Consider the following 12,453-nt stretch of genomic DNA (forward strand, 5'->3'; position numbering starts at 1 on the left):
CCCTCTACTTTTCTATTTGCAAGTCAGATTCTTGATTTTCAAATCGGATTTCTACGTCACGAATATCGGTGAATTCAATCTCGACGCGCCGATCGCGGGCATAGTCGGTGATTTGATTGCTCTGGGAGAGGCGTTGAGTTTCACCTAGCGATCGCACCGTCATCCTTTCCGAGGCAATACCCTGTCGCATCAGGTAGTTACGAACGGCTCGCGATCGCCTAAATCCCAGTTCACGGTTATATTGATCACTGGCTCTGGGATCAGTATGTCCTGTGAGGGTGATGATGATTGTGGGGTATTTCTGGAGTACGGCAGCGATGCGATCCAGAATTTTAGCGCTGTTGGGGCTGATTTCATCACGATCTAACCCAAAGTGAATTTGACGCGGCACGGATAGGACAATCGGCGTGGGCGGTGGGGGAGTTTGGACGATATTGGGTGGGGTGGTGCAGGAGGGAAGAGTTGGTTGCGGGTTGGAAGGTGCAGGAAATGAGAGATCGGCATTGACGATGCGGGCATTTAAGGCGGGTTCCGATGTGCCGTATTGAGGATCGGTGGCGATCGCACTAATGGTGTCGCCCACTTGGAGATTGGTTAGGGATGCGCCAAATTTGCCATTAGCATCGGTTTTGATGGTGGTGAGATATTCGTTGAGGGAGCCATAGGGCAGATTAGGATCGATTTTGTCCGTGACGCGGTAGAGGTCGATCTCGGTGTTGGGGTCAGCCGTACCATCGATATTGACTTTATTGGGGGTGAACATCGGGAAAGCGGTCGTGAGAAAAGTCGGCGGATTAATTGCGCCATTGGCAGTATCTACCCGTCGGAAATGGGAATCACGCTGAATATTGATGCCATCGCCTGTGATGAAGTCGTGATCGCTCGCATGGTTTTGGGAGATCAGATCAATGCTGAGACCCCTGAGGGCGGTAAAACTATTTTTGCGAATCAGGTTGCGATCGCTTTTGGGATAAGCGGCGATCGCTACACCTGCGCCCCGTTGATTGCGAATTTCGTTATTGGTAACTTGATGATCATTACCCATTAAATAAATGGCGGCATAGTTGGTGCTGCGATCGTTAAAGAGAATGCGATTGTCTTCAATTTGGATCGCGCCATTGGGTTTGAAGAGATAAACGCCGCTACCATCATTGGCACAGAGGGTATTGCCCTTAATGCGTAAATTGGCAATTTCGCCTTCGAGATAGATGCCGTGGGGCATTCCATCAAACCCGTTACTCGTAATCGCATTTTCGATAATCTGCGTTCCTGCGGCTCTGACCGAGGTGACGATGCCACTGCCTGCATGGTAGGCAATGCGATTACGCCGAATGATTGTATCTGCACTATTAAATAGGTAAATGCCAAAACTAGAGGTTTGTTTTGGCATTACGCCATTGGGAGGGATGCCCAGCCAGTTTGCTTCGAGGGTGACATTTTGCGGGGGGCGATTACTGTCGTAGAAGGGAGCTGCTGTGGCGGGGTACTGTTGTTGACTGGTGTCGGGTGGTGGGGCTTGGTGGGAGATGAAAACATCGGCGGATGGCGTTGAGGTGGGGACATTTTCACTGGCATTAAAGCCATAGAGACTCAATCCTCGGATTGTCACCCTATCAGCAGTGATCGTCAAACCTCGGAAAATCTCCACCCCATCCGCAGGGGCGATCGCCACAATGGGTTGAGGGATTGCTAATTCTTGGGCAAAGGATCTTTGTGCGTCGTAACCTGCTTGAGTCGTGCCATCAATGGTGAGATTTGGGCTACGGAGATCGGGTAGGGATTTATTTAAGCGAATTATGGTGCGATCGCTAGGGAGGGCAAATCCAATTTGAGAACCTTTACTATTGCTCGGTTTAACTTGAACCCTCTCGGCATCACTGAGCCGATCAAGGGTAATTGTGCCATTGGTGATCGCAATGGCTTCCCTTAAGGTCAATTCGCGATCGGGTTGAATTTCCCCATCGCGATCGCTATTGACGATGATTTGGTAACTGGGAGCATTTGTTGATGTAGTTAGGGATGTCGTTTGGGCGATCGCCTGATTAACCAAGGCGGTACTGACTAGACTAGCGCAGCCAATCAAGATCACCATTACTTTACTGCTGTTTACTTTTCGCATAGTCTCTAATTCTTTAGATTTAAGAGTTGATCAGGGGCGATCACAAAACCGCTTTTCTCAGAGGTACTGATGCCCATCGCTTGTAAGAGGGCAGTTACGGTATCGCCATTGGTCGTTAGCAAGAAGTTAAAGGCAGTGGCGAGACGGCGATTTGCGCCATCAGTAGGACTGCTCAGATCACTGTTATTGCTAGGTGGATTGTCGATCAACATACTCACAAGCTGATTGGATAATGCGCCAGAGGAGTAACTCAAGAGGCGATTTTGATCGGTTGTCGATGAATTGGGACTCGCGATCGCCAGCAACAGGGAGTCGGTGGTCTTAGGTAATTGGGTTAGCAATTGCGGCAATTCAAGTTTTGGAACTTGGAGGGAATCACTAAAGCGCACACTTAAGGAGGAATTGGCTTGGCTATCTGGTAATAGCGCACTTTCGAGCCAATTAGATAGGCGGCGATTGCCTTCTACTAAGAGAGCCAAAGGTGTGGTCGCGGTATTGGCGTTAGCTTGGGCGGTTGGGGTTGTGGGTTGGGTGGCAATATTTGTATTGCTATCATCCGCATTCAGCGAGATATAAACTTGGGAAGTTCCCGTTTGCGTGACCGCATTATTAGTATTGGCGCTCGGATTGGCACTGAGTAAAATACGATCTGAATTTACCCCTTTATCGAGGAGATAACTTCTCACCGCCAGTAGTTTAAATGTTTCCAGATCCTGCGATGCGGCATTGCTGAGGAGCGTAGACTGTAGCTCAAGTGTCGCTGTGGGATTGCTGTTCAGACGCTCAATGATGCGATCAAGGGTGGCATAGCTCAAGTCTGCAATTTTGCCGTCATTCCCCACATTGATACCAAGCGCGATATTAGTCTTGTTGGTTGGATTGGTGGGAGCTGTAACCGCATTAGCTTGGAGCGTATTGGCTGCGTTAGGTAAGATGCTTTGCAAAAATTCCGTAGCAGGAGTGGCAGGGGAGTTTGATGAAATTGTTTGCAATCTAGTCGCGATCGCATTAAAGACATCGGACTTACCATTGAGGGCAAAGCTGATCGGTGATTGCGCCAAATCACTAGCGTTAGCGGTTAAACCACCCAAAGAACGGAGGGTCATTTGGGTACTAGCAACACCGCGATCTAGTAAATATTTTCTCGCTGCCATCATTCTATTTGCCGCAAGGTTATCACCCGAATTCATGTCTGAAAGCGAGCCAATATAGCCTTGAATATCGAGGGAGAGATTACTATATTCCTTGAGAACGGCGACGAGATTTTCGAGAACTGCCACATCGGCTATGGCTAATTCCGCTCCTTTACCTTGTTTGCCATCTTTAAAAGTGAGCGATCTCGCTACGTTGAGGCTAATGAGTTGGGGTGTCTCAGGAATAATGGCAGCAACTTTGGGCGCTGGTTGGTTTGGTTGTGCCACAGGAGTTTGCGGATCAATCGGCTCCTGCTGTTGACGGGGTGGTGTTTTTTGTAAGCCAAAGCCATCAAATAGCTCATTCAGCTTCACAGTAATACCTGCATACAGACCACTGGCGGAGCGTGTCCCACTAAAATCGCGATCGGCATTTACCGAACCCGTGCTATAACCTGCGGCTAGCCTTAAGTTGGGGGTGAGATAGTAACCAATTTCACCCACTAATCCCAGCTCGCTATAGTTGGCAGTGGGTTGATTAAGTAGTCGGGTTTCGCCCACTAGCTCGACGTTATAGCCCATCCGATAGGTAACTCGTAATTGCGATAGGTTAGTGTTCGATGTCCCAATAAAATCTTGGGCGATCGTGGTGGTGCTATTCCGCAAAGCGAGCTTGCCATAAAATTCCCATTGCCAGTCGGGGGCATAGATGGCTTCTAGCGCCAAGGTGTGGTCGGTGTAGCCACTACCGCTACCAAGGAGCAGGGAGTCAGGAATAATGCTGGGATTTTGGCGATATTCATAGCGGAGGAGGACATTGAATTTGTCATCCTGTGGATCACGGTAGGCAAGTCCTACTTTGAGATTGGAGATGGTTCCCAGTCCCGTGATTAATTGGTTGGCGGCGCTCGATTGCTGATAGTTAAATAGCAAGGTTAATGCAGGAGACAGTTTGCCTAATGCAGAAGCGGTGAAGACGGTATTGCTACTGTTGTTATCGCTACGTTGCTCAAATCTCGCACTAGCCTTGAAATCAGGATTGTCGGTATATTCCAACCCAATGTTATAACTATCCCCATTTTGCAAAGTGAGGGAACTGGAGGATTGACCAACGGCAAAGGGCTGGAGATAGGTTGTGCCTGTGGTGGTGGTAGTTCCAAAACTACCAAAGATATGCTCGTAACCAAAGCCTAGTCGTAACCCCGGCATAATTTGCCAGCGTTGGTTGAGTCCTAATGCGCCTTGGGTGGAGGTGACATTATTGCCATTTAAAACTGAATAGCGTCCTGTAAAGGTGGTATCACTGCCGAGCTTGTACTCACCGAGTAACTCCGCACTGGCGATCGCATTGCCTGCTAGGGGACCCGAATGGAACCATTGCTGCCCCAATCGGGCGGTTAGTCCTTGCACAATTGTCCAATCTAGAGCCAAGACACTACGATCGGGGATGACGGCATCAGGGGTGGCGGAAAGGCTGACTTCGTTTTGGGCAGTGACGCGCAGATTATCGGTAATGGGGACATTCAGGCGCGATCGCAACTGTGTAGAATTGCTGGATAAAGCATTAGGAGCGAGACGATCTTGGCGATCGCGATACAACACATCAAGGTTCAGAACTGCCGCGCCAATTTTTTGCTGCAAACCTAAGCTGATGGTGCGTAAGGAATTATCAACGGCTGACCCCGGTAATGCTTCTTGACGGGGAGTGAGCAGATCGGTGAGGGAAGTGAGGGGACGCGGTGCAATTCCTTTATTGTCCTCTTGATCGTACTGGAACTGCAAACTTGTGGTGGGACTGACCTGGGCCGTTACCTGCGCTCCATATTTCGTCTGCCCCGGTACAAAACTAATCGTGGCATTATTGGCAAAACCTGTTTCGGCTTGGCTGTAGTAGAGCTTGCCCAGAATACCAGCAGCAATCTCGCTGTTTAGCTCAAAGCGCATTGCCGAACCCGTGACAAAGCCTAGTAGTTCCGAATCATTCTGCGATCGGGCATATTCCGCGATGAGTTGCGTCTTTTCAGCCAAGGAAATAAGCGCATTTGCTCCATAGAGGATGAAACTACGAATACCTAAACTCTCTTTAAAGTAATTTGCCCCAATCCAACTCGGTTGGTTCTGGCTGCGGTTGAGGTGGTAGCGTACCTGTCCACCATAGAGAGTACTATCGCCACCAACCTGCTCATTTTGATAGGTAACGACAATTTGCCGACGCAGAAGTTGACCTGTGCTACCCACTTCCGTTTGAAATAATGGTTGCCGTAAGAGAATGGAACCATTGTCATAATTAATGTCGTAGTCTTTGCCCCTGACTAGCTCTTGGCGCGAAACGACATTGCCGACACTAAAGAAATCAATCAACTCCACAACAACATTTTCGCTACCATTGACCACAAGGCGACGGGAGAGAAAATAAGTACCACTTGTGCCATTCGGTGCGATCGTATCGCGTTGAAATCCCTTGCCCACATTGCTATAAAAGCCTGTGATTTGGAGATCGCCAAGGTTAAAGTTGCCTTTAAATCCATTGAGTTGGCGGGAGATGGCGCTAAATTGTTGTGATTTCGAGGTAAATTCCTCGGTATTAAAATTCCCCCACATGAAATAGTCGGTACTTGCACCCTGTACAGGTGAATTCCGCTCTACCCGTAAATAGAGACTGTCATAGGAGGGGGTAGTTGGCGTGGAAGTGGAACTATCTCCGTAAACAGGATATTGAGGATCGCAATATTTGGTTGCCCCAAATAGACCACTATTGCCAGCACAGTCTTGACTGAGGGTACGGCTATTGTTAAACGCACCAGTAATCAGCCATTCACCAACTCGACCTGTGCCAAAAACCGCCCCATAGAGATCGACTTGAGTGCGATTATCGCGATCAGTTGGTAAAAAATCGCGCAGACTGCGATAAAAGTCAGTACCTCTCGCTCCCACGCGCAGATCGATCACACCAGTTACTAACGAAGGTCGCAAATTTGTCTCGAACTGAACTTGCGTAAAGGCTTCCATTTGCCCATTGCGCGATCGCACAGTGACTGTTCCTGTTTTTAGCCCTGCTCGTAACTGCGCCGTAAATTTGCCTTGCTTAGCCTGTACCTGAAAACCTGGTTGTTCAGGTGAAGCATCAGTACCGATAAATTCCCCATCACTCGCCTCTAAGGTGACTAAGGCCTCCCAATTGGAGCGATTGCCATTCTCATCTACCAGTTGTCCATCAACGGTGGCATAGGAGCGCCCATCCGCAGGAATACGGGCTTCAAGGGTTCTGATTGCTAGCTTGACAGGATTGCCTCTAACTTTGAGATTTACGGAACTGGCAGCAGTTGCAGCATCACTGCCGATTGCCCTTAACGATATGGTGTTATCACCTGCCTGTAAAGGTACGCCATACCAAGTTTGGGTGATAATTTGGTTGGTCTCATCTAGTTCCGATCGCCCAATTAAACTAGGATCAACCGCCTTGCCATTTACCAATAGCTCAACTTTGGTCTTATTGGGAATTTGAATGACGACAGTTGCCGCAGGAACATCGAGAACTGCGCCGACCGTAGGCGAGAGAATGATGATGCGTGGTTGGGCAGCAGGATTAGGCGTACTCGCAATATTGGGCGATGGATTCGCAATTTGCGTCGTATTGGGAGTCTGTGGTATGGGAACCTGAGCTTTACTTGAAGCTGTTACCTGAGGCATATTTGCCTGAGGGATAGAGGTTACTCCAACTTGAGAGGAGTCTTGGGGCTGTTTAATTTCTGCCTTAACCTTTGTATCAGTCGTATTGGTAACGATCTCTGTACTGGCATTGGCGCTGACAGAAGATGCCATAAGCATTAAGAAAACCTGAGGGATTGCTAATAGCCCTGATTTCACAAACAATGTAGAGGTGCTTTTCATTACTTTGTACCTCCCTGTTGGTTATTACTAAGGCCCCTTGCCGCAGGAGTTACTGCAAAGTTAACCCGACCTAATCCCCCTGGAGCTAACTTCACCAAACGCGATTGACTATTGCGCTCAATAAAATACAAGTTAGGTGCGAGCGTGTATCCTGCAACAGAAGTTAAATCAAGCGCCAAAGTACGACTGCCAGAAAGAACGTTACTCAGGGAATAAAGTCCATTGGCATCGGTCACAATCCGAGTACCATCATCCATAAAAATTACTGCATTGGGTACACCCGGTTCCCCAGGTTGTTGTTCACCATCAAAGTTCTTATCTACAAATACCCGTCCGATTAAAGTTCCACAATCTGAGAGGATTCCTGGACGAATTCTTAACTGATGGAAGACGGGACCATCACGGACAACCTGTTTATTGTCGCTCCGAACGCCTGATATGGTTGCTCGATTAATCCCTGTGCCACGAATTGCATCATTGGTGACTTGAGCCGCATAAGCGATGTTAAGCGCAAGATTGCTAGAGGATTTGGGAAGGGTAATATTGGGCTGGAAGATTAGACTTCTACCATTCTGAACTAAGGTAACCGCAACTGCTACGCCGCCTAGTTCCGCACGCACCGAGTTATTTACATATTGGAATCCAACGGGTAAGTCATCGCGAATTTCAGGTTGACTGATCTCTGCACTGGAGAGATTCCGAACTGCTAAGCGATAGACTGCAATGTCTCCGGGTTCTGCGGCAGCGCGATCGCCTGTTTTGATGATTTGGATTGCCTGCGTTTCACATACATTCAATTTAAGGTTAACTACCGCCAGAGACAGCCCTACGGTTTCCGCATTACTAATATCAAATTTCCCACTAATCGAAGTCTCGCCACCAGTTGACGATATGGGATTTCCATCTAGCGATGTAGCTGTATAACTTACGATATTGCCATTTCGTGAATTGATGGTGATTTTAATTCTTCTTCCACTTAGTTGCGATTTGGCAGGAGGTTTGACAACTAAAACATACTCGCGACCAGCGTCAACTTGCCCACGACTAGGATCAAGCAGAAAGTTATAGCGCCCTTGATCGCTGTTGGTGAGAAAGAAGGGATTTGCATTGTAGAAATTAGGTGCAAGCCCAACAAATTTGTTGGCTGATGGTTGATTTGGCGGTACTGTAGCAGTTAGGGAAATAGGTGCGCCAATATCACCTGTGGCATTGAGTAATTCATACAAACCAATACTAAAATCTGAGAAGTCTGGTAATAAGCCACCATCGCAGGCTGTCAGTAAACCAAAGGGATCAATTAGTATCTTCTGTGGTTGTACCTGAAGTTGTGACGAAAGTCCTGTAAATACACTTCCTGTAACTGGTTCGGTATAACTGTAGGTAGCTGTATTTTTAATTGGTGAAGGAGTTGGGGTTACTTGTTGCGCAAAGCTCAGCTCTGGGAATTGTGATACTCCAAATAGAAGTATCGCAGCCCATTTAAAACTGTCGCGCAAAAAATATTTCTTTGTTAGATGTCTGGTCGCCCAACTTCGGTTTTTCATCGGAAACTAATCAACTTTTACTGACTTAAAATGCTCAATTCCTCTGTGGCAATATTTTCCAATGGGAAGACTATGCCCATTGGAAAATAGATAATCAACTTCCTAGCGAATGCGAACTTGATAGGTGGCATTTACCACGGTTTTGGCAGGGAAACTATCTCCAAAATTCCAGCGTACATTGGTGTACATACTTGCAGGTGCAGGACGAGTAGCAATTTCTCCATTTTCCAGCTTGACTCGAATGGTTGGACTTTCGCTATAGTTTTTGCCACCATCAATGCTGTAATCTAATTTCGCTCCTTCAATATTTGGTAAGGTTGCGGAATTGAGAACATAAACTGAGTTTTTGGGTATTGGTTGCGTAACTACTAATTTTTTAATCGTGCGATCGCTAATATTGCTAGCAGTTACCACATAACGAATCGTTTCTCCCGGACGAAGGGATGCGTCGGAGCCTAGGGGTTTCCAGTCTACTTGTCCAGAGGCAACGGCAATGATCGATTGTCTTTCTGCTGCAAGTTTTAATTGGATGGGTGATTGTTGCTTAGCAGTTTGAGCGACCATTGGTTCGCTCTGTTGCAAGCTAGCTAGCATTGGCGTGGCATTAGCCAAGGAAACTGTAGAAATTAAGGCGATTGCGCCTATGGCAATTGTCTTGATATTTTTCATGAGAAGCACCTAGTTGATAGAAAATTTGTAACAACAAAAGATAGAAGCCTTATGTATGTGGAATATCTTGAATGAGAGAAGCTCCATCCTCATGAGCATCTTCTAGTCCAAACAATAATTTGGCGGTTTTCAAAGTGTCTAAAACATCTTGAAAACCGCGATAGCATTAAAGATAATCTGGAGTATCTCAAATACTAGGATGACGATGAATAATCTACTTGACCTGACGTTGGAACTTAAAGTATCCCGTTTGACCTGGAGTCAATGTTGGAATGCTGTCCAAATATTTGGTGACAGTAGGATCTGTGGTGGTAGTAGCCGTCGCACCAGTAAAGAAGGTAATCACAGCGTTATAGGTGGGAACTGTATTGGGAATAGGCTGAGTACCATCTTGATCGACACGAGCAGTACTAGGTACATTTAAAGTCGTGGTCGCCCAGTTATTTGGAGCCGCCGCACCATCTTCAGTAATCACGATATTATTCGCATTCAAAACCACATTGCCACTGCCACTTGCAGGAGTAGAGATATTGGTATAGCTCAGAAGGTACTCAATGATGTTACCGGGGGCAGGGGTTTTAGATGTGTTACTAAAGGTTGCGTCTGCTGGTACTGATAATGCTGGTCCTGTTCCTTGCAAAACCCGAGATAGTTTGACGAGATCTAAGTAACCTGTATAAACACGGTTAATCTCGATATTGAAGGGATTATCTTGTCCCAATTGTGTACCAGTCGTTTTGAAGGTAGAACCATCTGCCGTATTACTGTTGACGTAGGCAACGATCGGTACAGAATAACCTTTAGTTACTACGGCAGTTGCAGGTAGATCAACCTGAACGTAATAGTCTAAAGACTGACCGATGGCAACGGTAGGAATAATGATTGGCGCAGGAGTTGTCTCGTTAGCACCGGGTGTAATTGTGACCGTTGTACCGCTAACACTAACAGTTGCAGCTGAGCTAGAAGTCAGGACAAAGTTTCCGCCAGTCAGGGTGTACAAAGCGGCTCGATTGCCATAGGCGATCAAGACTGTTGTGCCATCTGGTAATGGTGCATTGGTAAGGGGGAGATTGCTTAAGTCATAGTTGGCGATCGCCGTACCAGTAGCTGCTGCTGCCAAGGTTGCAGATATTGGTTCCAAGGTCACATTGTCTAACTGATTGGTATTACTAGAAGGGTTCTGAACCGTGTTGGTGAAAGTGACGGGTGCAGGATTGACAGGATCTCCAGTTTTCAGACCAGCAGCAATAGGTGCCGACTTGTTCGCAAAATCAGTTTGGTTAGTTCCGTTGGGGCCGATCGCTCCAGGTTGTCCTTGAGGTCCATTTAAAATGGAACCAGGAGGATTAATGGTGAAAACGTTGTCTTCACCACCAGGTCCAGTACCTTGGTTGTTGTTACCACCATTATTGCTATCAGTACCATCAGCATTAGGATCTGCTACCCCACTTGGCGAGGTGTTAGAGGTCGTAATTGGTGGTAATGATGGGGAGCCATTCTCAAAGTTATTAGGGTTTTGGTCTCCAGATTCATCATAAACCAGTGGATTCGTAGGGCTGATAGGTCCTGCTGTGGTTTGACCAAATACTTGGGCAACGTTAGCGATCGTAACGGCACTGTTTACTACTGTTAAACCAGTTGTAACAACTTGGACACGGAAACCATTCGGATCAAGGACTGTGGAGTATCCAGAAGCCAGTGGACCATCGGCAATATAACCAATGCGCGTTGTCCCAGCCGTGGGTGCAGTAGTTAACCAATCCTGTGTAGCAGCTAAGGGACCAGTAGCTACGGGTTGAGCTGTATAAACCCTTGTCCAAACCACACCATTGATTGTGACTGTAGCTGGAGGAAGGGCGGTAAGATCTATAGTGGTATTGGTAGGAATTGCATCAGAAATCAACACCTTAGTTACGGGAGAAGCGCCATCAACTCTGATGCTAGTGCCTAGCAAGGGCGCAGGAACAATACCAGTGCTACCAGTAGGTGCTGCTGACTCCACCCGCAAATCTAAACGATAGGTGAGGGTGTCATCAGTGAAAGTTGCTGCACTATTCGCATTATAGGCTATGCGGGTTTTGAGAATTGTCGCTAGCGCAAGGCTGTTGATTTGGGTAGCTAAAGGTACGGTCTGGAAGGCACTAGATTCACGGACTCCATTCGCTGGGGGAGCGCCCGCAAAATTGATTGTATAAATTTCAGATGCGGCGGATATGGGATCAGTACCAACGGCTGGGGGTTCTAATCCACTGTCAGGTTGGTTTTGAGTGCCAGCATTGTTGTTGTTAGCTCCTGTATCGCCTAAGGTGACTGATATGGGATTGCCTGCTACGGTTGCTGTAACGGTCGCAGGTACGATTACTTTAATACCAGAATTGGCGTTGATGCTGCCATTAAAAGGTGTACCGCCATTTAGAGCTGTATAGTTACCGCCAGCAGCATTGTTAATCGCAGCTATAAAGGTAGCGTCATCTGTATTGCCACTAGCAGGAAGAATTACAGGTCTTGCTAAAATAACCCCGTTAATTTCCGTAACATAAACACCAGCAGCCAGTGTGACCCCATTAAGCACTTGAGCGCTTCCAAGAGTCGCACCTACAGGAGTTACAGTGGATGGAATATGTAGCGCTGAGACTTCATTACCTACATTAGTAACTAAAAAAGTGAAGAGCAGTTGATCATTGGTGGTAACACTACCCCCGTTAACATCAATGATTCCAGAGGGAACAGCCGCGACACCTGCCACCTCGGCAACAGTTGCCGTGACGGTATTGGAAGTGGTGTTAAAGGTTTCACCTGTATTTGGGTCTACATAAGTACCTGTGGCGGTATTGTTGATTGCTGTACCAGCAGGTGTTAACGGAACAGTCTGAGCTGATGCTATTAGGGGAAATAATTGCCATGCTCCACCGCCCCCGATGGAGAGTGCTGCTAAAAAGCGTAGAAGAAAGGGACTAGGCTTTAACGTTTTGATGCGATCGCTTTTCTGAAATCTTTTGCTTGGATAAATCATTTTCAAGGATGTTTGGCTAAGGTGGAAATTGGATAACTATGTGATTTTTAGGTAAACTTTCAGGAGTACTTATTCCCCAAGACA

Annotated in this window: 5 protein-coding genes; all 5 read right to left on the reverse strand. The window is 47.1% G+C overall.

The genetic code is table 11. The features are described from left to right. Positions 1–4 precede the first annotated feature (4 nt). Complete coding sequence (locus tag NMG48_RS07380) at positions 5–2,119, reverse strand: OmpA family protein (protein WP_271254633.1); 2,115 nt, start codon at positions 2,117–2,119, stop codon at positions 5–7. A 5-nt stretch (positions 2,120–2,124) separates the two neighbouring features. Next, positions 2,125–7,143, reverse strand: a complete 5,019-nt coding sequence (locus NMG48_RS07385; protein WP_271254634.1) for a hypothetical protein — start codon at positions 7,141–7,143, stop codon at positions 2,125–2,127. Further along, positions 7,143–8,687, reverse strand: a complete 1,545-nt coding sequence (locus NMG48_RS07390; RefSeq protein ID WP_271254635.1) for a DUF11 domain-containing protein — start codon at positions 8,685–8,687, stop codon at positions 7,143–7,145. Before NMG48_RS07390 ends, NMG48_RS07385 begins: the two co-directional genes overlap by 1 nt. 102 nt (positions 8,688–8,789) lie before the next feature. Next, complete coding sequence (locus NMG48_RS07395) at positions 8,790–9,356, reverse strand: hypothetical protein (protein WP_271254636.1); 567 nt, start codon at positions 9,354–9,356, stop codon at positions 8,790–8,792. Positions 9,357–9,570: 214 nt separating this feature from the next. Next, entirely contained in the window at positions 9,571–12,369 is a 2,799-nt protein-coding gene (locus tag NMG48_RS07400; RefSeq protein WP_271254637.1) for a beta strand repeat-containing protein, read from the reverse strand. Between the last annotated feature and the right edge of the window lie 84 nt (positions 12,370–12,453).

It is taken from the genome of Pseudanabaena sp. Chao 1811, assembly GCF_027942295.1.
Taxonomy (GTDB): Bacteria; Cyanobacteriota; Cyanobacteriia; order Pseudanabaenales; family Pseudanabaenaceae; genus Pseudanabaena.

Excerpts from the sequence above, each read along its gene's own strand:
- NMG48_RS07385 (WP_271254634.1), bottom strand. The coding sequence starts at position 7,143 with ATGAAAAGCACCTCTACATTGTTTGTGAAATCAGGGCTATTAGCAATC.
- NMG48_RS07400 (WP_271254637.1), bottom strand. The coding sequence starts at position 12,369 with ATGATTTATCCAAGCAAAAGATTTCAGAAAAGCGATCGCATCAAAACG.
- NMG48_RS07395 (WP_271254636.1), bottom strand. The coding sequence starts at position 9,356 with ATGAAAAATATCAAGACAATTGCCATAGGCGCAATCGCCTTAATTTCT.
- NMG48_RS07380 (WP_271254633.1), bottom strand. The coding sequence starts at position 2,119 with ATGCGAAAAGTAAACAGCAGTAAAGTAATGGTGATCTTGATTGGCTGC.
- NMG48_RS07390 (WP_271254635.1), bottom strand. The coding sequence starts at position 8,687 with ATGAAAAACCGAAGTTGGGCGACCAGACATCTAACAAAGAAATATTTT.